This is a genomic window from Burkholderia sp. Ac-20344 (assembly GCF_017104975.1).
Lineage (GTDB): Bacteria > Pseudomonadota > Gammaproteobacteria > Burkholderiales > Burkholderiaceae > Burkholderia.
On the sequence record NZ_JAAGPP010000048.1, the window covers coordinates 1 to 24,224 of the forward strand.

The 24,224-nt window shown below is 67.8% G+C and carries 16 protein-coding genes; 7 read left to right on the plus strand and 9 right to left on the minus strand.

Annotation, left to right across the window (positions count from 1 at the left end; genetic code table 11):
- The 4 genes from G3N64_RS17195 to G3N64_RS17210 all read left to right on the plus strand — a co-directional run.
- On the plus strand, window positions 1-1,197 hold a 1,197-nt coding region (locus tag G3N64_RS17195; RefSeq protein WP_205785006.1), incomplete at its 5' end, for an MdtA/MuxA family multidrug efflux RND transporter periplasmic adaptor subunit.
- A gap of 15 nt (window positions 1,198-1,212) precedes the next feature.
- Window positions 1,213-4,332, plus strand: a complete 3,120-nt coding sequence (locus G3N64_RS17200) for an MdtB/MuxB family multidrug efflux RND transporter permease subunit (protein ID WP_205785007.1) — start codon at window positions 1,213-1,215, stop codon at window positions 4,330-4,332.
- 3 nt (window positions 4,333-4,335) lie between these two features.
- Window positions 4,336-7,644, plus strand: coding sequence for an efflux RND transporter permease subunit (locus G3N64_RS17205; RefSeq protein ID WP_205785008.1), 3,309 nt, complete (start codon window positions 4,336-4,338; stop codon window positions 7,642-7,644).
- A gap of 105 nt (window positions 7,645-7,749) precedes the next feature.
- A complete protein-coding gene (locus G3N64_RS17210) occupies window positions 7,750-8,133 on the plus strand; it encodes a VOC family protein (protein ID WP_205785009.1) in 384 nt (127 codons plus the stop codon).
- Window positions 8,134-8,336: 203 nt separating this feature from the next.
- On the opposite strand, the gene G3N64_RS17215 is transcribed toward G3N64_RS17210, so the two are convergent.
- Window positions 8,337-9,794, minus strand: coding sequence for an NYN domain-containing protein (locus G3N64_RS17215; protein ID WP_205785010.1), 1,458 nt, complete (start codon window positions 9,792-9,794; stop codon window positions 8,337-8,339).
- A 317-nt stretch (window positions 9,795-10,111) separates the two neighbouring features.
- On the opposite strand from G3N64_RS17215, the gene G3N64_RS17220 reads away from it, so the two are divergent.
- On the plus strand, window positions 10,112-10,741 hold the full coding sequence (locus G3N64_RS17220; RefSeq protein ID WP_205785011.1) for an SDR family oxidoreductase: 630 nt from the start codon (window positions 10,112-10,114) through the stop codon (window positions 10,739-10,741).
- A gap of 87 nt (window positions 10,742-10,828) precedes the next feature.
- Here the strand turns inward: G3N64_RS17220 and G3N64_RS17225 are convergent, their stop codons facing one another.
- Window positions 10,829-11,380 (minus strand): peroxiredoxin, encoded by a 552-nt coding sequence (locus tag G3N64_RS17225; RefSeq protein ID WP_205785012.1) that lies wholly within the window; start codon window positions 11,378-11,380, stop codon window positions 10,829-10,831.
- Window positions 11,381-11,659: 279 nt separating this feature from the next.
- On the opposite strand from G3N64_RS17225, the gene cdpA reads away from it, so the two are divergent.
- Together cdpA and G3N64_RS17235 are read left to right on the plus strand one after the other, a co-directional pair.
- Window positions 11,660-13,402 (plus strand): cyclic di-GMP phosphodiesterase CdpA, encoded by a 1,743-nt coding sequence (gene cdpA / locus G3N64_RS17230; protein ID WP_205785042.1) that lies wholly within the window; start codon window positions 11,660-11,662, stop codon window positions 13,400-13,402.
- A 27-nt stretch (window positions 13,403-13,429) separates the two neighbouring features.
- Window positions 13,430-14,929, plus strand: a complete 1,500-nt coding sequence (locus tag G3N64_RS17235) for an HDOD domain-containing protein (RefSeq protein WP_205785013.1) — start codon at window positions 13,430-13,432, stop codon at window positions 14,927-14,929.
- A gap of 99 nt (window positions 14,930-15,028) precedes the next feature.
- Here the strand turns inward: G3N64_RS17235 and G3N64_RS17240 are convergent, their stop codons facing one another.
- The 7 genes from G3N64_RS17240 to G3N64_RS17270 all read right to left on the minus strand — a co-directional run bounded on the left by G3N64_RS17240 (window position 15,029) and on the right by G3N64_RS17270 (window position 23,402).
- Window positions 15,029-15,823 carry an ABC transporter substrate-binding protein gene (locus G3N64_RS17240; RefSeq protein ID WP_205785014.1) on the minus strand — a complete coding sequence of 265 codons (795 nt, stop codon included), beginning with the start codon at window positions 15,821-15,823 and terminating at the stop codon, window positions 15,029-15,031.
- Between the two features lie 355 nt (window positions 15,824-16,178).
- On the minus strand, window positions 16,179-17,234 hold the full coding sequence (gene astE, locus G3N64_RS17245; RefSeq protein WP_205785015.1) for a succinylglutamate desuccinylase: 1,056 nt from the start codon (window positions 17,232-17,234) through the stop codon (window positions 16,179-16,181).
- Entirely contained in the window at window positions 17,218-18,558 is a 1,341-nt protein-coding gene (astB, locus tag G3N64_RS17250; protein ID WP_059527487.1) for an N-succinylarginine dihydrolase, read from the minus strand. The genes astE and astB overlap by 17 nt, the downstream gene beginning before the upstream one ends.
- A gap of 14 nt (window positions 18,559-18,572) precedes the next feature.
- Entirely contained in the window at window positions 18,573-20,036 is a 1,464-nt protein-coding gene (gene astD, locus G3N64_RS17255) for a succinylglutamate-semialdehyde dehydrogenase (RefSeq protein WP_205785016.1), read from the minus strand.
- A 7-nt stretch (window positions 20,037-20,043) separates the two neighbouring features.
- Window positions 20,044-21,090 (minus strand): arginine N-succinyltransferase, encoded by a 1,047-nt coding sequence (gene astA, locus G3N64_RS17260; protein ID WP_205785017.1) that lies wholly within the window; start codon window positions 21,088-21,090, stop codon window positions 20,044-20,046.
- Window positions 21,087-22,139 (minus strand): arginine/ornithine succinyltransferase subunit alpha, encoded by a 1,053-nt coding sequence (gene aruF, locus G3N64_RS17265; protein WP_205785018.1) that lies wholly within the window; start codon window positions 22,137-22,139, stop codon window positions 21,087-21,089. Before aruF ends, astA begins: the two co-directional genes overlap by 4 nt.
- Window positions 22,140-22,169: 30 nt before the next feature.
- Window positions 22,170-23,402, minus strand: a complete 1,233-nt coding sequence (locus G3N64_RS17270) for an aspartate aminotransferase family protein (RefSeq protein ID WP_205785019.1) — start codon at window positions 23,400-23,402, stop codon at window positions 22,170-22,172.
- Window positions 23,403-24,224 lie beyond the last annotated feature (822 nt).

Genomic DNA, 24,224 nt, shown 5'->3' on the forward strand with positions numbered 1-24,224 from the left:
GGCGCCAGCGCCGCCGGTGGTGCCGGCGGCCACCGCGGCCGCGGCGGCCCCGCCGCGATGGCGAACGTTCCGCAGCCCGTGCAGGTCGCGACCGCGACGCAAGGCGAAATGCCGATCGTGCTATCCGCGCTCGGCACCGTCACGCCGCTCGCGAACGTGACGGTCAAGACGCAGCTGTCGGGCTACCTGCAGTCGGTCTCGTTCCAGGAAGGCCAGATCGTCAGGAAAGGCGACGTGCTCGCGCAGATCGACCCGCGCCCGTACCAGGTGTCGCTCGAGAACGCCGAAGGCACGCACGCGCGCGACTCGGCGCTGCTCGCGACGGCCCGCCTCGACCTGAAGCGCTACCAGACGCTGCTGTCGCAGGACTCGATCGCGTCGCAGACCGTCGATACGCAGGCGTCACTCGTCAAGCAATACGAAGGCGCGGTGAAGACCGACCAGGCCGCGATCGATTCCGCGAAACTGAACCTCACGTATGCGCGCATCACCGCGCCGGTGTCGGGCCGTGTCGGCCTGCGCCAGGTCGATCCCGGCAACTACGTGACGCCGGGCGATACCAACGGCCTCGTCGTGATCACGCAGCTGCAGCCGATGAGCGTGATCTTCACGACGTCGGAAGACAACCTGCCGCAGATCCTCAAGCAGGTGAACGCGGGCCAGAAGCTGTCGGTCACCGCGTACAACCGCAACAACACGGTGCCGCTCGAGACGGGCTCGCTCGCGACGCTCGACAACCAGATCGACACGAGCACCGGCACGGTCAAGCTGCGCGCGAACTTCGATAACAAGGAAGGCCTGCTGTTCCCGAATCAGTTCGTGAACACGCGCCTGCTCGTCGACGTGCTGCGCGATGCGACGATCGTGCCGACGTCCGCGGTGCTGACGGGCTCGATCGGCCAGTTCGTCTACGTCGTGAAACCCGACAACACGGTGACCGTGCGCAAGGTCAAGATCGGCCCGGTCGACGGCGAACGCACGAGCATCGTCAGCGGCGTGTCGCTCGGCGAGCGCGTGGTGACCGACGGCTCGGACCGCCTGCGCGAAGGCGCGAAGATCTCGATCCCGGCCGACAAGCCGAAAGGCGCATCGGGCGCGCGCGGCGCCGGTGCGGCGTCGGGTGCATCGGGCGCCGGCGGCCATCGCGGCGGACACAGGCACGGCGCGTCGCAGGCAGCGGCCCCCGCGGCCCAGTAACGCCCGGGCCGCTCGATGAATCCATCCCGCCTCTTCATTCTCCGGCCGGTCGGCACCGCCCTCCTGATGGCGGCGATCATGCTGGCCGGTCTCGTCGCGCTGCGCTTCCTGCCGCTCGCCGCGCTGCCGGAAGTCGACTATCCGACGATCCAGGTCCAGACCTTCTACCCGGGCGCGAGCCCGGAGGTGATGACCTCGTCGGTCACCGCACCGCTCGAACGGCAGTTCGGGCAGATGCCGTCGCTGAACCAGATGTCGTCGCAAAGCTCGGCCGGCTCGTCGGTGATCACGCTGCAGTTCTCGCTCGACCTGCCGCTCGACATCGCCGAACAGGAAGTGCAGGCCGCGATCAACGCGGCCGGCAACCTGCTGCCGTCCGACCTCCCTGCCCCGCCGATCTACGCGAAGGTCAACCCGGCCGATGCGCCGGTGCTGACGCTCGCCGTCAAGTCGAAGACGCTGCCGCTCACGCAGGTGCAGGATCTGGCCGACACGCGCCTCGCGATGAAGATCTCGCAGGTCGCGGGCGTCGGTCTCGTCAGCCTGTCGGGCGGCAACCGGCCGGCCGTGCGGATCCAGGCGAACCCGACCGCGCTCGCGCAGTACGGGATGAACCTCGACGACCTGCGCACGACGATCTCGAACCTGAACGTGAACACGCCGAAGGGCAACTTCGACGGCCCGACGCGCGCGTACACGATCAACGCGAACGACCAGCTGACGAGCGCGGACCAGTACAACAGCGCGGTGGTCGCGTACAAGAACGGCCGCCCGGTGATGCTCACCGACGTCGCGACGGTCGTCGCCGGCTCGGAGAACACCAAGCTTGGCGCGTGGGTGAATGCCGACCCCGCGATCATCCTGAACGTGCTGCGCCAGCCGGGTGCGAACGTGATCCAGACGGTCGACGCGATCAAGGCGCAGTTGCCGAAGCTGCAGGAAACGCTGCCGGCCGCGCTCGACGTGGAGATCGTCACCGACCGCACGACGATGATCCGCGCCGCCGTGCGCGACGTGCAGTTCGAGCTGCTGCTCGCGGTCGCGCTCGTCGTGCTCGTGATGTACCTGTTCCTCGCGAACATCTACGCAACGATCATCCCGAGCCTGTCGGTGCCGCTGTCGCTGATCGGCACGCTCGCGGTGATGTACCTGGCCGGCTTCTCGCTGAACAACCTGTCGCTGATGGCGCTCACCATCGCGACCGGCTTCGTGGTCGACGACGCGATCGTGATGATCGAGAACATCGCGCGCTACGTCGAGGAAGGCGAGACGAGCCTCGAGGCCGCGCTGAAGGGCTCGAAGCAGATCGGCTTCACGATCATCTCGCTGACGGTGTCGCTGATCGCGGTGCTGATCCCGCTGCTGTTCATGGGCGACGTGGTCGGGCGCCTCTTCCATGAATTCGCGATCACGCTCGCGGTGACGATCGTGATCTCGGCAATCGTGTCGCTCACGCTTGTGCCGATGATGTGCGCGAAGCTGCTGCGCCATTCGCCGCCGCCCGAAAGCCATCGCTTCGAGGCACGCGTGCACCAGGCGATCGACTGGGTCATCGCGCGCTACGGGGTCGCGCTCGAATGGGTGCTGAACCGCCAGCGCTCGACGCTCGTCGTCGCGCTGCTGACGCTCGCGCTCACCGCCCTGCTCTACGTCTACGTGCCGAAGGGCTTCTTCCCCGCGCAGGATACCGGCGTGATCCAGGCGATCACGCAGGCGCCGCAGTCGATCTCGTACGGCGCGATGGCCGAGCGCCAGCAGGCGCTCGCGGCCGAGATCCTGAAGGATCCGAACGTCGAGAGCCTCACGTCGTTCATCGGCGTCGACGGCAGCAACATCACGCTGAACAGCGGCCGGATGCTGATCAACCTGAAGGCGCGCGACGAACGCTCCAGGACGGCCGCGCAGATCATCCGCGACCTGCAGCACCGCGTCGCGAACGTCACCGGCATCTCGCTGTTCATGCAGTCGGTGCAGGACCTGACGATCGACTCGACCGTCAGCCCGACGCAGTACCAGTTCATGCTGACGAGCCCGAACTCGGAAGAATTCGCGACCTGGGTGCCGAAGCTCGTCGCGCGGCTGCAGCAGGAGCCGTCGCTCGCCGATGTCGCGACCGACCTGCAGAGCAACGGCCAGTCCGTCTACATCGAGATCGACCGTCCGAGCGCCGCGCGCTTCGGCATCACGCCGGCGACCGTCGACAACGCGCTGTACGACGCGTTCGGCCAGCGCATCGTGTCGACGATCTTCACGCAGTCGAACCAGTACCGCGTGATTCTCGAGTCCGAGCCGAAGGAGCAGCACTACGCGCAATCGCTGAACGACATCTACCTGCCGTCGGCGGGCGGCGGCCAGGTGCCGCTGTCGTCGATCGCGTCGTTCCACGAGCGGCCGTCGCCGCTGCTGGTCGCGCACCTGTCGCAGTTCCCGTCGACCACCATCTCGTTCAACCTCGCGGCGGGCGCGTCGCTCGGCGAGGCGGTCAAGGCGATCGATGCCGCCGAGAAGGACATCGGGCTGCCCGCGTCGTTCCAGACGCGCTTCCAGGGCGCGGCGCTCGCGTTCCAGGCATCGCTGTCGAACCAGCTGTTCCTGATCCTCGCTGCGGTCATCACGATGTACATCGTGCTCGGCGTGCTGTACGAAAGCTACATCCACCCGATCACGATCCTGTCGACGCTGCCGTCGGCCGGCGTCGGCGCGTTGCTCGCGCTGATGATCACCGGGCACGATCTCGACATCATCGGGATCATCGGCATCGTGCTGCTGATCGGTATCGTGAAGAAGAACGCGATCATGATGATCGACTTCGCGCTCGAGGCCGAGCGCGTCGAAGGCAAGCCGCCGCGCGAGGCGATCTACCAGGCGTGCCTGCTGCGCTTCCGGCCGATCCTGATGACGACGCTCGCCGCGCTGCTCGGCGCGGTGCCGCTGATCGTCGGCTCCGGCGCGGGCTCCGAGCTGCGCCAGCCGCTCGGGATCGCGATCGCCGGCGGCCTGATCGTGTCGCAGGTGCTGACGCTGTTCACGACGCCCGTGATCTATCTCGGCTTCGACTCGCTCGCGCGCCGCGTGCGCGGCTGGTTCGAACGCCACGGCCCCGGCCGCGATGCCGGCAGGCACACGGGCGCGTAAGCGATGAACCTGTCGCGCCCCTTCATCACCCGCCCCGTCGCGACGACGCTGCTCGCGATCGGCGTCGCGCTCGCGGGCCTGTTCGCGTTCATCAAGCTGCCCGTGTCGCCGCTGCCGCAGGTCGACTTCCCGACCATCTCGGTGCAGGCGTCGCTGCCCGGCGCGAGCCCCGAGACCGTTGCGACCAGCGTGACGAGCCCGCTCGAACGGCACCTCGGCTCGATTGCCGACGTGTCCGAAATGACGTCGACGAGCACGGTCGGCAATGCGCGGATCATCCTGCAGTTCGGCCTGAACCGCGACATCGACGGCGCCGCGCGCGACGTGCAGGCCGCGATCAACGCGGCGCGTGCCGACCTGCCCGCCGCGCTGAAGAGCAATCCGACCTACCGCAAGGTCAACCCGGCCGACTCGCCCATCATGATCGTGTCGCTGACGTCGGAGACTTCGTCGCCCGCGAAGCTGTACGACGCCGCGTCGACGGTGCTGCAGCAGTCGCTGTCGCAGATCGACGGGATCGGCCAGGTCTCGGTGAGCGGCTCCGCGAACCCGGCCGTGCGCGTCGAGCTCGAGCCGCAAGCGCTGTTCCACTACGGGATCGGCCTCGAGGACGTGCGTGCGGCGCTGGCGTCCGCGAACGCCAACGCGCCGAAGGGCGCGATCGAGTTCGGCCCGCAGCACTACCAGCTGTATACGAACGACCAGGCGTCCCAGGCGTCGCAATACCGCGACCTCGTCGTCGCGTACCGCAACGGCTCCGCCGTGCGGCTGTCCGACCTGTCCGACGTCGTCGATTCGGTCGAGGACCTGCGCAACCTCGGCCTGTCGAACGGCAAGCGCGCGGTGCTCGTGATCCTCTACCGCTCGCCCGGCGCGAACATCATCGATACGATCGACCGCGTGCGCGCGGCGCTGCCGCAGCTCACCGCGTCGCTGCCGGCCGACATCACGGTCACGCCCGTGCTCGACCGCTCGACCACCATTCGCGCGTCGCTGAAGGACACCGAGCACACGCTGCTGATCGCGGTCAGCCTCGTCGTGATGGTCGTGTTCCTGTTCCTGCGCAACTGGCGCGCGACGCTGATCCCGAGCGTCGCGGTGCCGATCTCGATCATCGGCACGTTCGGCGCGATGTACCTGCTCGGCTTCTCGATCGACAACCTGTCGCTGATGGCGCTGATCGTCGCGACCGGCTTCGTCGTCGACGATGCGATCGTCGTGCTCGAGAACATCTCGCGGCACATCGAGAACGGCAAGTCGCGGATGCAGGCCGCGTTCGACGGCGCGCGCGAGGTCGGCTTCACGGTGCTGTCGATGAGCATCTCGCTCGTCGCGGTGTTCCTGCCGATCCTGCTGATGGGCGGCATCGTGGGGCGGCTGTTCCGCGAGTTCGCGCTGACGCTGTCGCTCGCGATCGCCGTCTCGCTCGCGGTGTCGCTCACGGTCACGCCGATGATGTGCGCGCGCCTGCTGCCCGAGTCGCACGATCCGCAAAACGAAGGCCGCTTCGGGCGCTTCCTGGAGCGCTGTTTCAGCCGCATGCAGCGCGGCTACGAGCGCTCGCTGTCGTGGGCGCTGCGCCGGCCGCTCCTGATCCTGCTGACCCTGTTCGCGACGATCGGGCTGAACGTCTACCTGTATATCGTCGTGCCGAAGGGCTTCTTCCCGCAGCAGGACACCGGGCTGATGATCGGCGGCATCCAGGCCGACCAGTCGACGTCGTTCCAGGCGATGAAGCTGAAATTCTCCGAGATGATGCGGATCGTGCAGAGCAACCCGAACGTGAAGAGCGTCGCGGGCTTCACCGGCGGCACGCAGACCAACTCGGGCTTCATGTTCGTCACGCTGAAGGATCGTACCGAGCGCAAGCTGTCGGCCGACCAGGTGATCCAGCAACTGCGCCCGCCGCTGGCCGACGTCGCGGGTGCGCGCACGTTCCTGCAGGCGGCGCAGGACATCCGCGTCGGCGGCCGGCAGAGCAACGCGCAGTACCAGTTCACGCTGCTCGGCGATTCGAGCGCCGACCTGTACAAGTGGGGGCCGATCCTGACCGAAGCGCTGCAGAAGCGCCCCGAGCTGACCGACGTGAACTCCGACCAGCAGCAAGGCGGCCTCGAGGCGATGGTGACGATCGACCGTGCGACGGCCGCGCGGTTCGGCATCAAGCCTGCGCAGATCGACAATACGCTGTACGACGCATTCGGTCAGCGCCAGGTCTCGACGATCTACAACCCGCTGAACCAGTACCACGTGGTGATGGAAGTCGCGCCGAAATACTGGCAAAGCCCCGAGATGCTGAACCAGGTGTGGGTCAGCACGTCGGGCGGCAGCGCGAACGGCTCGCAGACCACCAACGCGGCCGCCGGCACCTACGTCGCGACCTCCGCCGGCACGTCGAGCGCCGGTACGGCCACGCAGAGCGCCGCGGCGATCGCGTCGGACTCCGCGCGCAACCAGGCGCTCAACGCGATCGCCGCGAGCGGCAAGTCGAGCGCGTCGTCGGGTGCGTCGGTGTCGACGTCGAAGTCGACGATGATCCCGCTGTCGGCGATCGCGACGTTCGGGCCGAGCACGACACCGCTGTCGGTCAACCACCAGGGGCTGTTCGTCGCGACGACGATCTCGTTCAACCTGCCGCCCGGCGTGTCGCTGTCGCAGGCGACGCAGGTGATCTACCAGACGATGGCGCAGGTCGGTGTCCCGCCGACCATCGTCGGCAGCTTCCAGGGCACCGCGCAGGCGTTCCAGCAGTCGATGAACGACCAGCCGATCCTGATCCTCGCGGCGCTGCTGGCTGTCTACATCGTGCTCGGGATCCTGTACGAGAGCTACATCCACCCGATCACGATCCTGTCGACGCTGCCGTCGGCCGGCGTCGGCGCGCTGCTCGCGCTGCTGCTGTTCAAGACCGAGTTCAGCATCATCGCGCTGATCGGCGTGATCCTGCTGATCGGTATCGTGAAGAAGAACGCGATCATGATGGTCGACTTCGCGATCGACCAGACGCGCAACAACCGGAAGTCGTCGTTCGACGCGATCCACGAGGCATGCCTGCTGCGCTTCCGCCCGATCATGATGACGACGATGGCCGCGCTGCTCGGCGCACTGCCGCTCGCGTTCGGCAGCGGCGACGGCGCCGAGCTGCGTGCGCCGCTCGGGATCGCGATCGCCGGCGGCCTGATCGTGTCGCAGGTGCTGACGCTCTATACGACGCCGGTCGTCTACCTGTACATGGACCGTTTCCGCGTGTGGGCCGAGAAGCGGCGCAACCGCCGCGGGAATTCCGGCGGGCCGGCCGTCGCCGGGGAGTGATGGAAGCGGCCGCCCGACGGGCGGCCGTTCGCCGCGCTTGCGCACCGGCCGCGATCGGCTATCGTGAGTCCATGCCCACCGCGGGCCCCTTCACGGGGACACACCATGAACGTCCAGCTCAACCATACGATCGTCTGGTGCCGCGACAAGCGCCAGTCGAGCCGCTTCCTCACCGAGCTTCTGGAATTGCCGCCGCCGACGCCGTTCGGCCCGATGCTGGTCGTCCCGCTCGGCAACGGCGTGTCGCTCGATTTTTACGAACAGCCGGGGGAGATCGCGTCGCAGCATTACGCGTTCCTGCTCGACGAAGCAGGCTTCGATCGCGTGCTCGCGCGCATTCGCGAGCGCGGACTGCCGCACTGGGCCGATCCGGCGAAGCGGCAACCCGATGACATCTACCGCCATAACGGCGGCCGCGGCGTGTATTTCGACGATCCGGACGGCCACTTTCTCGAAGTGATGACGCAGCCTTATGTGCTGAACGGCTAGCTCGGCCGGCGGGCCGGCACTGCGGCGGCCGGTATTGCGCGGTGCGGGGGGCGGCCGAGTATCGGCCTGGGTGTCGGCCTGGGTGTCGGCCTGGGTGTCGGCCTGGGTGTCGGCCTGGGTGTCGGCCTGGGTGTCGGCCTGGGTGTCGGCCTGGGTGTCGGCCTGCTTCGGACGACACCCGGCCGGCGGCCGTGACTCGGCCGTTATTCGGCCGCTGCCGGCGCCTTCCGCGGACGCCGCGCGCGCGGTGCCGCCTTGCGGGCCGGTTTCTTCGGCTTGGCTTCGGCGGACGCCTCGGCAGGCGCGGCAGCACCCTCACCGCCGCCATCGCCGGCCGCAGGCTCGGCGTGCGTCACTGCGGCGTGGCGTGCGTCGCCCTGCTCCGCATCGCGATGCGTATCGTCCGCATGCTTGCCGTGCGCGTGCTTGTCGCCACCGTGCTTCGCCGCGCCATGCCCGGCGTCGTCCGGCCTCCCGTCCGCCTGACGGCCCGCGCTCTTCGCGGCGGCGCCCTTCTTCGCGCCGGTCTTCTTCGCTGCGCTCTTGCGCGCACGCTTGCGGCCATCCTTCGCGTCGCCGTGCACCTCGGCCACTTCCACCGCTTCCACGGCTTCGGTCGTTTCAGCCGGCGCGGCCGCCGCGGCTTCTGCGGCTTCAGCCATCGCCGCCTCTTCCGCGTCGACCTGCACGGTTTCGTGCACGACCGCTTCCGCGCGCTGCTCGCGACGTCGCGGTTCGCGCCCGGCCCGCGCCGGCTCCGCCGCACGCGCCCCGTGGGGCGTGCCAGGGTGTGCGGCACCCACGTCACCGGCCTGCGCAACCTGCTCCGCGGCCGCCGACTGGCGTGCCCGCGACACGAACGCGCCCGACTTGTCGTCACGCCCCACTTCGAGCAGGCCACGCGCCTGCGCCTCGTCGAGCAGGTTGCCGAACGCGCGGAATCCGTAGTACGACTCGTTGAAATCCGGCTTGCGACGCTTGATCGCGCTCTTGAGCACCGACGCCCAGATCTTGCCGACGTCGTCCCGCTCCGACGCGAGCGCGTCGAACGTCTCGACCGCCAGTGCGATCGCCTCGGCCTTGCGCGCGTCCATGTCGTGCTTGCGCGACGGCTCGTCCGGCCGCTTCGCGCCGCCGTTGCCCGCGCGCTGCTGCTGTTCGCGCTTCGCGAGTGTGCGCTGCTGCTCGCGCACCAGATCGTCGTAGAAGATGAATTCGTCGCAGTTCGCGACCAGCAGGTCCGACGTCGATTTCTTCACGCCAACGCCGATCACCTTCTTCGCGTTCTCGCGCAGCTTCGACACCAGCGGCGAAAAATCCGAGTCGCCGCTGATGATCACGAACGTGTCGACGTGCGACTTCGTGTAGCAGAGGTCGAGCGCGTCGACGACGAGCCGGATGTCGGCCGAATTCTTGCCCGACTGGCGCACGTGCGGAATCTCGATCAGCTCGAAGCTCGCCTCGTGCATCGACGCCTTGAAGCCCTTGTAGCGATCCCAGTCGCAATAGGCCTTCTTCACGACGATGCTGCCCTTCAGCAGCAGGCGCTCCAGCACGGGCTTGATGTCGAACTTCTCGTACTTCGCGTCGCGCACGCCGAGCGCGACGTTCTCGAAGTCGCAGAACACGGCCATGCTGACGTTGTCCAGGGGTAATGCCATGTGTACTCCAACCGGTGGGCCGATGCGTTGTATGACGTAGCGGCGAAAAATGCATCGCGCACATGATAGCCGGTCGGCGCGTCATTCCCGCATCCGTGTGAATGAAGGACGGCCGGATTGACCGTCGCACCGCCGCGGATCGCGTGCCCGCGCCGGGCGGCCCCGGCCGACGCCCGATGCCGGTATGCCCGCCGTACGCCCGATGCCGGTACGCCCCTTAATACACACCCGCCGCACGGGCAAATCGACATTACACTTGTGTTATCGGTCGTCCGTCCCTATCTGGAAGGACGACGCATCGAGCAAGGAGCGGTTTCATGACGACGAAGGTACTGCTGATTGGCGCGACCGGCCGAACGGGCCAGGCCTGCGCGGATCTGCTGCTCAAGCAGCCGGAGTTCGAGGTCACGGCGCTCGTGCGCCGGCACGGCTATGCGCTGGCGGGCGCGCGGGTGGTCGAGGCCGATCTGACGAACGATTTCTCGCACGCATTCCAGGGCATCTCGCACGTGATCTACGCGGCCGGCTCGGCCGAAACGGATGGCGCAACCGAAGAGGAGCAGGTCGACCGCGACGCGGTCGCCCGCACGGCCGAATACGCGCTGGCGTACAACGCGCAGAAGCTCGTGGTGATCAGCTCGCTGTCCGCCTACCGGCCCGAACTCGGCCCGGACGCGCTGCGTCACTATTCGGAGATGAAGCGCGAAGGCGACGAGCGCGTGATCGCGTCGGGCGTCGACTACGCGATCCTGCGCCCCGGCCCGCTCACGGACGATCCGGGCGTCGGCAAGATCGCGCTGACCGACGCGTGGTTCGAAGCCGCCCCGCCCGTGTCGCGCCAGGATGTGGCCTGGGCCGCGATCGAGGCGATCAAGCTCGGCATCTCGCGCAAGATCGTCGGCTTCGTCGGCGGCGGCGTGCCGATCGAGCAGGCATTGCGCGCCTAGCGGCCTCGCGCGCGCCGCCGCGCGGCGACGTGTTGTTCCGTACCGGCGGCCCGCACGGCGGGCCGCCTTGACGCACGCGGCGCGCGCTTACTGCTTCGGATGCGCGTCGGCCCACGCCTTCACGGCGGCGAGCGTGTTCTCGACGTGCTTGTCGGGCGACAGGCTCGTGTATTCGTAGAGAACCTTCCCTTCCGGCGAAATCACGTAGGACACGCGGTTCGCGCGGTCGATCGCCGGCAGCTTCGCGTCGTATTCCCGGATGATCTTCGCGTCCGGATCGGCCGCGACCGGGAACTTGCTCCGGCACTCGCTCACCGAGAACTTCGTCAGCGTGTCGATCTTGTCAGCCGAAACGCCGATCACCGTCGCGCCGTACGCCTTGTAACGGTCGACCGCGTCCGCGAACGCGTGCGCCTCGATCGTGCAGCCCTTGGTGAACGCGGCCGGGTAGAAATACAGCACGACCGGCCCCTGCTTCAGCGCGTCCGCGAGCGAGTACGTGTAAGTCTTGCCGCCCAGCGACGCCTGCGTCGTGAAATCGGGCGCCGCGGCGCCCGGCTTCAGTTCCGCCTGCGCCATCAGTGCATGGCCGGCCACCAGCGCCGCCACGGCGGCGCCCAGCAACAGTTTTCGCTTCATCTGCGTCCTCATTTCTTATAAAGTCAGCCTCGATGTAGGCCATGCCGGCGTTCGCCTGTCGAACACCCGCATGGCCGATCCGGTCCGGCGGCAGCGCCCTCCGCGGCCGGCCGGTTAAAGATTCCGCACCGTCTGCCGTTATTCCTTCCGGACAACCGGTTCCAGCCCTTCACGTCAGCGAGAAACATGGAAGCCAACAGGAAACAGACGTCACGCAAGGGCTCCTGGCGCAGCGCCTTGCATACGCTGCGCCGCTTCGCCTGGTCGGGCGGCGCGCTGATGCCCGCGCGCGCCGGCGCGCCGCGCCGCGACGACTCCGTGCGCAACTGGCTGGAACAGACAGTCGGCACGGTGGATTTCCTCGCCCATGTCGACCGCGAGCTGCGCTTTCTGTACGTGTCCGACGCCAGCCTGCGCTTCATCGGCTACCACCGCGACTACCTGCACACGCTGACGCTGCGCGACCTGATCGCCGAGCAGGATACCGCGGCGCTCGAAAGCCTGCTTGCGCGCGCCGCACGTTCCGGCCAGGTCGAGAAGGCGACGATGTGCATCGTCAAGTCGCTCACCTACCCGCTGGACGTCGAGATTCGCGCGTTCAAGAGCCGCCACCACGGGGTCGACGGGTTCGCGATCGCGGCGTTCGACGTGTCGTCGTGGCGCGCGCTCGAGGCGCGCCTGACCTACGAAATGCACCACGACCCGATGACGGGGCTCGACAATCTGTCCGCGCTCGTGCCCGCGCTGATGCGCGCGCAGCAAACCGCCGACGAGCACGGCACCTGCGCGGCGCTGCTGCTGCTCGACCTCGACGACTACCAGCGGATCAACCGCGCACTCGGCTACGACGCGGGCGACACGCTGCTGCGCGAGACCGCGCAGCGGCTGAAGGCGCTCGTCACGCCGAACGAGCGGCTCGCGCGCGTCGCGAGCGACAAGTTCGCGGTCGTGCTCGGCGCGCCGGACCGCACGCAGGCGAGCAATGCCGCCGATGCACTCGCGCGCCGGCTGCAGGCCGCGGTGCGCGAGCCCTACGTGTATCAGGGGCAGACCGTGCACCTGTCCGCGAGCATCGGCATCGCGCTCTACCCTGACGAGCGGGCCGTGCCCCATCGCGCGCAGCACCACAGCCCGCTGCTGCGCCGCGCCGACCACGCGCTCGCGCAGGCGAAGGCATCGGGCGGCAATGCGCTCGCGTTCCACGCGCCCGTCGACGATCCGGCCGACGCCGAACGGCTGAAACTCGAAGCCGACCTGTACGACGGCGTGCGCAACGGCGAGTTTTCGCTCCATTTCCAGCCGATCACGCGCAGCCAGTCGGGCGCGGTGGTCGGCGTCGAGGCGCTGATCCGCTGGCGCCATCCGGTACACGGCCTCGTGCCGCCGGCGACCTTCATTCCGCTCGCCGAATCGATCGGCCTGATCAACTATCTCGGCAACTGGGTGCTCAAGGCCGCGTGCATGCAGCTGGTCGCCTGGGACCGCCAGGGGCTCGCGCTGCAGTACGTGGCCGTCAACGTGTCGCCGCAGCAGTTCCGCGACCCGCGCTTCACGCAGAGCGTGCGCGAGGCAATCGCGCTGACGGGCATCGATCCGCGCCGCATCGTGCTCGAGATCACCGAAAGCCTGCTGATGCACGATCCCGCGCAGGCGAAGGGGCTCCTCGAGGAGCTGACCGATCTCGGCATCCGCTTCGCAGTCGACGATTTCGGCACCGGCTATTCGAGCCTCGCGTATCTGCAGCGCTTCCCGCTCGCAAAGCTGAAGATCGACCGCAGTTTCGTCGAGAACCTGCTGACCTCGCGCAACGACCGCGCGATCGTGTCGGCCGTGGTCGGCCTCGCGCAGACGCTCGATCTCGAGCTCGTCGCGGAGGGCGTCGAGACCGAGGCGCAGCGCGAATTGCTGACGGAGATGGGCTGCAACCATATCCAGGGCTGGCTCGTCTGCCAGGCGCTGCCGTCCGAGGAGCTCGCGCGGCGCTTCGCGGCGCAGCAACTGCACCTGCACGCCGCCGCCTGACGCGCGCGGCGAACCGGACAGATCCGTATGTCAACCACCGAATACCTGCCCCGCACCGCATTGCTCGACAAGCTGTGGGCCCGGATGAACGAACGGGGCGATTTCCCGCTGCTGTCCGAATCGCTGCGCGCGACGATGGCCGCGATGAAGAACGACGATCTCGACTTCACCGCGCTCGTGCGCGTCGTGCTGTCGGACTTCGCGCTCACGCAGAAAGTGCTGCGGCTCGCGAACTCCGCGATGTACATGGCGTTCGGCGGCAACATCACGACCGTGACCCGCGCACTGATGGTGCTCGGCATGGACGCCGTCGGCCATCTGGTCGTCGGGCTCAAGCTCGTCGACCATTTCCACCACAGTACGCCGCGGCGCATCGACGCGAAGCTCGAACTGAATCGCGCGCTGCTGTCCGGCTGCGTCGCGCGCAAGCTCACCGAGCGCGCCGAGCTGCGGGGGGGCGAGGAAGCCGTCGTCTGCACGCTGATGCGCCAGGTCGGCAAGCTGCTCGTGGTCTGCTATCTCGACAGCGAATGGGACCGGATCCGCCGCCGAGCGGCCGAGCTGAACGGCGACGAAGCGGCCGCGTGCATCGATGTGCTCGGCGTCGGCTTCGACGAGATCGGGCTCGAGGCGGCCGCGCGCTGGCGCTTGCCCGACGTGATCCGCGCGGGGATGGCCGACCACGACCACGTGGTCCGCATCGACGCGTTCGGCAACGAAGAGGATGAAGGCGATGCGGGCCATGCGACCGATGACGGCCCGGCCGACCGCGTCCGCTGGCTACGCGCGATCAGCCGCTGCTCGACCGACGTCGCGAGCGCGCTCGCGGTGCCCGCGAGCCCGCAGCGCGACGCGCGCATCGCCGCACTCGCGCAGCACTACGGCGCCGAACTCGACATGGAATCCGACGCGCTCGTCGAGATCGCCGAACGGCTCGCGCGCGAGGAAGCGAGCGACACGATGATGCGCGAGATCGTCGAGCTGCGCGCGAACGCCGATGCGATCGCGCGCGCGCAGGGCGAGCCCGAGGCGTGCCTCGAAGCCGGCCTCGCCGACCTGCGCGCGCTGCCGTCCGAGCACGTGCTGACGCCCGTGCTCGCGCTCGCGTCGGAAAGCCTGCTGGCCGGCCTCGCGTTCACGCGCACCGTGATGTTCGTGCGTCACGACGACGGCATGTTCGCCGCGCGCCTCGGCTTCGGCCCCGGCGTCGATACGACGCTCGACCGGCTGCGCTTCGACGAGCGCTTCGAGCCGGACGTGTTTCATCTCGCGATCTCGAACTCGGTCGGCATCTTCATCGAGCAGGCGCAGGAACCGAAGATGCTCAAGCGCCTGCCCGCGTGGTATCTCGACGCGTTCGACGACACGCGCGCGTTCGTGCTGCTGCCCGTGCGTGTCGGCACGACGACCGTCGCGCTGCTGTACGGCGACTGGGCCGGCGCGCAGCCCGCGCGCAAGATCTCGCAGCAGGAGATGAGCGTGCTCAACGAGCTCGCACGCGAACTGGGCCGGTTCTTTCCGGCCTGACGCAGCCGCCGGCCGCTGTCCGCACCATTTCCCGCCGCTAAAAACAAACCGGCCGCATCAGCGGCCGGTTTGTTTGCATCGTGCGATCGAACGCAACGCTTACTTGAGCGTCACGGGCACGCTGAAGTACTTCTTCGCGAGGTTGTCGATCGTGCCGTCGGCCTTCAGTTCCTTCAGCGCCTGATCGAGCGCGGTCTTCAGCGCCGCGTCGTTCTTGCGCAGGCCGAAGCCGACGCCCGAGCCGAGGATCTCGGCATCGCTCACGGTACCGCCCGCGAACGCGAAGCCCTGGCCTTGCGGCTTCGACAGAAAGCCCTTCGCCCCCGCTTCCGCGTCCTGGAACGTCGCGTCGAGACGGCCCGACTTCAGGTCGGCGTAGGCCAGGTCCTGCGTCTGGTACGGCACGACTTCGACGCCGGCCGGCGCCCACTTCTTCTTCGCGTACGCTTCCTGGATCGTGCCCTGCAGCACGCCGACGCGCTTGCCCTTCAGCGATTGCGGGGTCGGCAGCAGGCCGGTGCCCTGCTTCGCGATCAGCTGGTTCGGAATCGTGTAGATTGGATCGGTGAAGGCGATCGCATGCTTGCGCTGGTCGGTGATCGTCATGTCCGAGTTGATCGCGTCGAACTTGCGCGCCTGCAGCGCCGGAATCAGGCCGTCGAAGTCGTTCTCGACCCACACGCACTTCGTCTTCAGCTTCGCGCACACCGCGTTGCCGATGTCGATATCGAAGCCGGTCAGCTTGCCGTCGGGCGTCTTGTATTCGAACGGCGCGTACGAGGCTTCGACACCGAAACGGATCTCTTTCAGATCCGCTGCCATCGCGCTGCCTGCCGCCACGGCCGATGCCGCCACCACCGCCTGCGCGGCCACTTTACGCCAATCCAACTTCATCAGGTGCTCTCCTCGATACTCGAATGTTCCGGAACTACGGGCGCATGCATCATTGCAGGGTCGAATGACCACGGCAACGCTGCCGCCGCGCCGTGATGCGGCGCAACAGCCGCAAGGCCGCGATTGTACCAATCTGCGCGGCCCGATATGGCAAAGCAGCCGCCGGCACGCGATGCTGCGCTGCGTGCGCCGACGTCAGCCGGGCTGCCCGCCGAACTTGCAAGACGATGTCGCAAATACGCAAGCGCGACGCGCGCGCCGTCTGCGCGGCGTGCGGGCGTCATCTCGAAAATGGAATGGTTGCCGGACGATGCGCGGGCCGCGGGTCGCCGCGGCCACGCGCAATCGGTCGCCGTCAGACGAGCGCCGCGACCGTCTCGCGGGTCGTGTCGACGACGAGCAGGCCCGCGCGCAGGCCCGGCTTCACGGTCGGATTCGGAAACACGATCCGTTCCTCGTCGTGCGTCACCGTGTAGCGGTAGTCGCCGTCCTGCGCGAGCACCGTGCCGCGTGCAAACGCGGTGAAGTTCGCGACGTCGGCCGCGACGAACAGCTCGAGCGCATCGCTCTGCTTCGTGATCTGGTCGATCACCGTGAAGACGCGCGGCAACGGCGTGTCTGCTTCATGGGCCGCGCCCGACACGAGCTTGCGCACCGCGCGGTCGGCCGGCGCGAAGCGCGTCAGGTCGTTCTGGCCGAACGGGCGCACCTTGCCGAGTTCCAGCGTGCACGCGAGCGCGCCGCAGTGCTCGGCCGTGAAATGCGAATACGTGTTGCCCTTCGCGGTATGCAGCAGCACGGCCGCGATCCGCGCGTCGCCGAGCCATTCGAACATCGTGCGCGTCGGCGGCATGCCCGTGTGCGGCAACAGGGCGAACTGCTCGAACACCGACGCGCGGATCGCCGTGTGCATGTCGATGTGCCAGCGCGCGGCGCCGGCCGGCGCCGCCGCGAAGAACGCGGCGGCGGCCGCTTCCAGCTGCACGGCGCGCGGCGCTTCGCGGCTGTCGGGCACCTGCGCGTGACGACCGCTGAACAGGCGGTTCAGGTCGTCGTCGAGATAGCGTTCGCCGGCGCGCATCGCCGGCACGTTGCCCAGCACGACGAGCAGCCGGCAAGCGAGCGGCAACGCGCCCGATGCGAGATCGCGCACGAGCATCGACAGCAGCTCGATCGGCGCCGTCTCGTCGCCGTGCACGCCGGCCGACACGAGCACGCTCGCGCGCGCCGTGACGGCCGCGTCAACTACCGCCGGTTCGAGCGCGAGCAGCCCGTCGCCGAGCCATTGCCAGCGCACGGCGCCGGCGGCGCAGGTGCCGTCCGTTGCGGACGGCGCGCTACCGGTCAGCGTGAACGCGAGGAAGTCGTCGAGCAGCGTCTTGGCCATGCGGGAATCAGCGCTGGAAGTCATACAGCGAACCGACGCGCAGGATCTGCGTGAGCTCGTCGAGCGCCGTGCGCGACTCGTCGAGCAGCGCCGGATCGGCGAGGTCTTCCGGTGCGAGGCGATCGCGATAGTGCCGGTCGATCCACGTGTCGAGCGACGTGAACAGCGTGTCGTTGATCCACACGTTCGACGTGACGGCCGCACGCTCCGCTTCGTTCAGCACGACGCGCAGGCGCAGGCAGGCCGGGCCGCCGCCGTTCTTCATGCTTTCGCGCAGGTCGAACACGAGCACGTCGTGAATCGGGCCGTTGCCGGCCGCAAGCTCGTCGAGATAGGCCGCGACGTTCCCGTTCTCGCGGCATTCCTGCGGCACGACGAGCACCTGCGAACCGTCCGCGCGCGACAGCAACTGGCTGTTGAACAGATACGACGTCACCGCGTCGTTCACGCTCACGGCTGCCTCGGGCACCTCGATCACGTTCAGGCGTGCGCCGCGTGCGTCGAGCGCGGCGGTCAGCGTGTCGTAGATCGCCTGCTTGTTGACGAACGCGCGCTCGTGCGTGAACAGCGTGTCGCGGTTGCCGACCGAAATCACGTCGTTGTGAAACACGCCCGCGTCGATCACGTCCGGGTCCTGCTGCGCGTAGACCGTCGCCTCTTCGGCAAGACCGTGGCGATGCGCGACCGCGCGGCTCGCCTCGAAGGTCTGACGTGCCGGGAAGCGCTTCGGCTCCGGCCCACGGCGGTATTCTGCGCGGCCGTACACGAAGAACTCGATGCCCGGCTTGCCGTATTCGGCGCAGAAGCGCGTGTGGTTCGCCGCGCCTTCGTCGCCAAGTGCCGGCGTACCGGTCAGCGCCTCATGCACCGCGAAATGCGCGGGATCGGCGAACAGCGTCGACAGCGTGCGGCGCGTCGCTTCGTGTTCGATCGCGCGATGCAGCTTGCTGCACAGGTTCGCCGGCGTGAAGTGCACGCGGCCGTCGCTCGTGTCGGCCGAGGGGCTGACGGTGGCCGCGTTCGCGGTCCACATCGCCGACGCCGAGCTCGCCGCGGCGAGCAGTTCGGGCGCCTGTTTCGCGGCCTTCGCGATCACGTCCGCGTCCTTGCCCGAGAAGCCGAGCTCGCGCAGCAAGCGCAGCGACGGCCGCTCCTGCGGCGGCAGCACGCCTTGCGCGAAACCGAGATCGGCGAGCTGCTTCATCTTGCGCAGCCCCTGCTTCGCGGCGGCCTTCGGATTCGCGGCCGACTTTTCGTTGTTGAGCGACGCCACGTTGCCGAACGACAGCCCGGCGTAGTTGTGGGTCGGGCCGACGAGCCCGTCGAAATTGGCTTCTTGTGCGTTCATCGTCGTTCCCTCGATCAGAAATGCAGGCCCGGCGACAGGCTCGCGGGCAAGGTCAGTTGCGTGCTTTCCACCGATGCCATCGGATACGCGCAATAGTCGGCCGCGTAGTACGCGCTCGGGCGATGGTTGCCCGAACGGCCGGTGCCGCCGAACGGCGCGGCGGACGATGCGCCGTTGGTCGGCCGGTTCCAGTTGACGATCCCGGCGCGGATCGTGCGGCGGAAGTGGTCCCATGCCTTCGCGTCGTCGGCGAGCAGGCCGGCGGACAGGCCGAACGCCGTATCGTTCGCGCGCTCGATCGCTTCGTCGAACGTCGTGTAGCGGACGATCTGCGCGAGCGGGCCGAAATGTTCTTCGTCGGGCAGGTTCGCGACGCCCGTCACGTCGACGATCGCCGCGTTCACGAAGCCGAGGCGCGGATCGCGCTGCGTCATCGCGATAACCGGCTTCGCGCCCTGCTCGATCAGGCGCGACTGCGCGTCGACGAGCTTCGCCGCCGCACGCGCCGAGATCACCGCGCCCATGAACGGCTGCGGATCGGCGTCGAACACATCGGCCGTGATCTTCGACGTGACGTCGGCGAAACGAGCGAGGAAGCGGTCGCCGAATGCGCCCTGCGGCACGAAGATGCGGCGCGCGCACGTGCAGCGCTGGCCGGCCGACAGGAACGCCGACTGGATCGTGTGGTGGACGGCCGCGTCGATGTCCTCGACTTCGCCGATCACGAGCGGGTTGTTGCCGCCCATCTCGAGCGCGAGCACGATTTCCGGACGGCCGCCGAACTGCTTGTGCAGCAGCGTGCCGGTATCCGAGCTGCCGGTGAAGAACAGCCCGTCGATCTGCCGATGGTTCGCGAGCGCGATGCCCGTGTCCTTCTCGCCCTGCACGAGGTTCAGCACGCCGTCCGGCAGCCCGGCCTCCTTCCACACTTCGACCGTCGCGCGCGCGACGCCCGGTGCGAGCTCCGACGGCTTGAACACGACCGCGTTGCCGGCGATCAGCGCGGGTACGATATGGCCGTTCGGCAAGTGGCCGGGGAAGTTGTACGGGCCGAACACCGCGACGACACCGTGCGGGCGGTGACGCAGCACCGCGACGCCGTCGGCCATGTCCTGGCGCTTCTCGCCGGTGCGTTCCTGGTAGGCCTGGATCGAGATGCCGACCTTTGCGGCCATCGACGCGACTTCGGTGCGCGCTTCCCACAGCGGCTTGCCCGTCTCGCGGCCGATCGCGGTCGCGATCGCTTCCTTGCGTTCGTTGAGCAACGCGGCGAAACGCTTGACGATCGCGCAGCGCGATTCGAAGTCGAGCGCCGACCAGCCGGCGAATGCGCGACGCGCGCTCGCGACCGCACGGTCGACGTCGGCCGCCGACGCGCTTTCGCCCTGCCAGGCGATCTCGTCGGTGCCCGGGTTGCGCGAAGCGAACACGGGGCCCGAGCCTGCGACCCAGGCGCCGTCGATGAAGAGTTCCGTCATGATTCGTTTATCCCTGTTTGACTTTGAGCGGCAGCACGCGCACCGGATCGCCGGCCTTCACGTCGAGCGCGACGGCATCGTCGGCCGACAGCACGAACGAGTCGTTCGCGACCACGCCCGGCGCGACGCCGACGCGGAAGTCGGTGAGCGACGTATTCGACACGAGCGACTTCGGCGGATGGCCGCCCCGCGCGTCGTCCCGTGCATCCGGCACGCCGATCGCGACCGGCACGACGACGCTCTCGCGCACCGTGCGCAGGTCGTTGACGTGGCATTCGAGCACGGGGCCCGCGTCGAAGATGTCGACGTGATTCTGGTAGCGCAGCCCTTCCGCCTCGAGCATCTTGCGGGCCGGCAGCGTATCGCGGTGCGTGAGGCCCACCGCGTCCTGCGCGTCCTGCGGCAGCAGGTCGACGTACACCGGGTAGCGCGGCATCAGTTCCGCGAGGAACGATTTGCGGCCGTGCGAGCTGAGGTAGTCCGCTGCGTTGAAATCGATCTGGTAGAAGTGCGAACCGACTGCGCGCCAGAACGGCGACGTGCCGTCCTCGTCGAAGTGGCCGCGCAGTTCCGCGCAGATGCGTTCCGGAAAGCGCTCGCGGAACTGCGCGATGAACATGAAGCGCGAGCGCGACAGCAGGCCGCCCACGCCGCCCGTGCGATAGCGCGGGCTCAGGAACAGCGAGCACACTTCCGCATAGCCGGTCAGGTCGTGCGAGATGTTCAGCGCGGACATCCGCGTCCACACGCCGAGCTCCTGGCTCGCGTGCACGACCGTGCTCACGCGATAGTTGTAGAACGGCTGCTCGAGGCCGACCTGCGTCTCGATCCCGCATACGCCCGCGATGTCGCCCGTCTTCGATTCTTCCATCACGAAGAAGTAACCGGCCTCGCCGGCCGCGGCCTCGCCTGCGAGCGTGCGGCGCGTGCGCTCGATGCGCGCGTCGAGCGCGTCGCGGTCGGGCTTGAACGTGGTCAGGCCCGGCCCGGTTTCCTTCGCGAGCGACACGAGCGCGTCGACGTCGCCCGTTTGTACGACCCGAACGACGATCATGCTGCGTCTCCCTTCAAATCTTCATCGTCGCGGCGGTGCAGCGGCACGCAGCGCACGACATCGCCATCGTTCACATCGAGCGCCGCGCGCACGTCGCCGGCCAGCGGCGCATGGACCACATCGCCCGGCAGGTCGGCCAGCACGCAGCGGAACGATTCGCCGCTGCCCGTCGACACCATGTACGCGACGTCGCCCTGCTGGTGCGCGGCCTCGCGCACGACGCGCTCCATGCCGTGCTTCACGCACGCGGTGCGGTCGACCTGCGCGGTCAGCACCGGGCCTGCATCGAAGATGTCGACGAAGCGGTCGGGCTCGAAGCCTTCCTCGAGATGGATGTCATACGCGAGCAGCGCCGATTCGTTCGGCTCGCCGAGCACGCGCTGCGCGGCTTCCGGCAACAGCGGCACATAGAGCGGATAGGCCGGCATCACTTCCGCGATGAAGGTGCGGCTGCGGCCGCCCGACGCGATATCGACGTCGGTGAAGTCGCGGCCGAAGAACTTGCGGCCCACCGCTTCCCAGAACGGCGATGCGCCGTTGCCGTCGCTCACGCCGAGCAGCAGCGTGAACACTTCCGGCGTGAAGCGGCGGCGGTTCGCGGCGATGTACATCATCCGTGCGCGCGAGATCAGGTGTGCGGCCGCGTCGCCGCGCAGCGACGGATCGACGTAGAAGCCCGCGAGCCGGCTCTTGCCGGTCAGCTCGTGCGACATCGTGAGCGCGTGGATCTTGCGGTTCACGTGCAGCTCGCGCGACGCGTGTATCAATGCGTCGTTGCGGAACGCGTAGAACGGTTCCGAGTAGCCGGCCGCGGCCACGATGCTTGCCGTGCCGAGCAGCTTGCCGGTCGTCGAATCCTCGAGCACGAAGAGGTAGAACTCCTCGCCGGCGAAGTCGACGTCTGCGCGAAACGAATCCTCGGAGAGCGCCACGCGCGCTTCGAGCGCCGCGCGGTCGTGCGGCAGCGAGTGCAGGACCGGCTGCGCGGTGCGCGCCATGTGCGCGAGCGCATCGAGATCCGTGAGTTTGCCGGGGCGAACAAATAGCATCGTCGTTCCTGTCTGCGATGGGCGCGCCGATCAGCGCGCGGTGGCTTCCTGTGCGGCGAGCACTTGTTCGACTGCCTTCTCGAAGCGCTTCACGCCTTCGTCGAGCAGGTCGAACGGGATCACCAGCGACGGGACGAAGCGCAGCACGTTCGGGCCGGCGATCAGCATGATCAGGCCGTTCTCGGCGGCGGCGGTGACGAAGTCCTTCGCGCGGCCGTCGAATGCGGCGGTGAGTTCGGCACCGACGAGCAGGCCCTTGCCGCGGATGTCCTTGAAGATGCCGAAGCGCGCGTTGATGCGTTCCAGCGCGCCCTTCAGGCGCACGCTGCGTTCGCGCACGCCTTCGAGCAGTGCCGGGTCGCCGATCAGTTCGACGACCTTGTCGGCGATCGCCGAAGCGAGCGGGTTGCCGCCGTACGTCGTGCCGTGCACGCCGACCTTGAAGTGCGCGGCCAGTTCGTTCGTCGTCAGCATCGCGCCGATCGGGAAGCCGTTGCCGAGCGCCTTCGCGGTCGTCAGGATGTCCGGCGTGACGCCGGTATCCATGTAAGCGTAGAACTGGCCCGTGCGGCCGACGCCCGTCTGCACTTCGTCGAAAATCAGCAGCGCGCCGTGTGCGTCGCAGGCTTCGCGCAGCGCCTTCAGGAAGGCCGGATCGGCCGGGATCACGCCGCCTTCGCCCTGTACGGGCTCGACGATCACCGCGCAGGTTTGCGGGCCGATCGCGGCCTTGGCGGCTTCGATGTCGTTGTACGGCAGGTGCGTGATGCCGGCCGGCACGGGGCCGAAGCCTTCCGAGTACTTCGGCTGGCCGCCGACGCTGACCGTGAAGAACGTGCGGCCGTGGAACGACTGCACGAACGAGATGATTTCTGCCTTGTCGGCGCCGTGGCGGTCGAACGCGACGCGGCGGGCGAGCTTCAGTGCGGCTTCGTTCGCTTCCGCGCCCGAGTTCGCGAAGAATGCACGATCGGCGAAGGTCAGCGATTCGAGGCGCTTCGCGAGGCGCAGCACCGGCTCGTTCGTGTAGCCGTTGCCGATGTGCCAGAGCTTGCGGCTTTGTTCGTCCAGGACCTTCAGCAGTTCCGGGTGGCCGTGGCCGAGCGACGTCACGGCGATGCCGCACGCGAAATCGATGTACTCGCGGCCGGCCGTGTCCCACACGCGGGAGCCCTCTGCGCGATCCGGCACGAACGGTGCGGGGGAGAATACCGGCACCATCACTTCATCGAATGTCTGGCGGGTCACGGTCGAGGTCGTCATGGTCGTTCCTTTCGGTTTCGTAAGAGGGTTCAACAGGATCAAGTTTAGGTAAGGGTGACGCAAGCGTCTTGCGGAATTGCGACGGGTTCTATCGGAAGCGGATAGTTCGCTTTATTTTGCCTTCCTGGCGGGGGGTTTGTCGGTTGGGGGGCGTTTTTTGGGGTTCCTTGGGGGGGCGCTCGCGGGTTTCGTGAAGCACCTGTGATCGTGTCGGTCTATTCGTGTCGCCCCTGCGCGGGGCAGCGGTCACTTTTCTTTGTCTTGCCAAAGAAAAGTAACCAAAAGAAAGGCGCCCGGAAAACGCATGACCTCCCGGTGCCGTGGCCCTCGGAGTGGATCGCGCCTAAGTGTCCGCGCCAGTCACGAACGCGGAGTGGTTCGAGCAATGGTTCCGACACCTCCCACTACCCAACAAAGCGGTATACCGCCCGCCAGCTCCATCCTCGCTTCGCTCGGCTGCAAGGTACTTCACGTCGCATTGCATGCGCTCACGTGTTCTGCCTGCAATGCATCAGCGGACTGGGCGCTCTCTTTATGTACACCATTCATGCCTATCGGACTGCTTGCCATCGGTAGATGTTCGATAGCGTTTTACGCCATATGTTTCGTGCAGGCGAATCTGCTTACTGCGTCCCTTTTTCCTTGCGAATGAGGACGCGCCGTGATTCACAGAATTCGTGGCGCTCCCGCGTGATTGCTGGAACTGATTGACCGCAAGCGCTACTGGAGGGCGTGTACCTGTCGGTCGAGCGAAGCGAGGGCGGAGCTGGCGGGCGGTATGCCGCTCTGCTGGGTAGTGGGAGGTGTCGGAACCATTGCTCG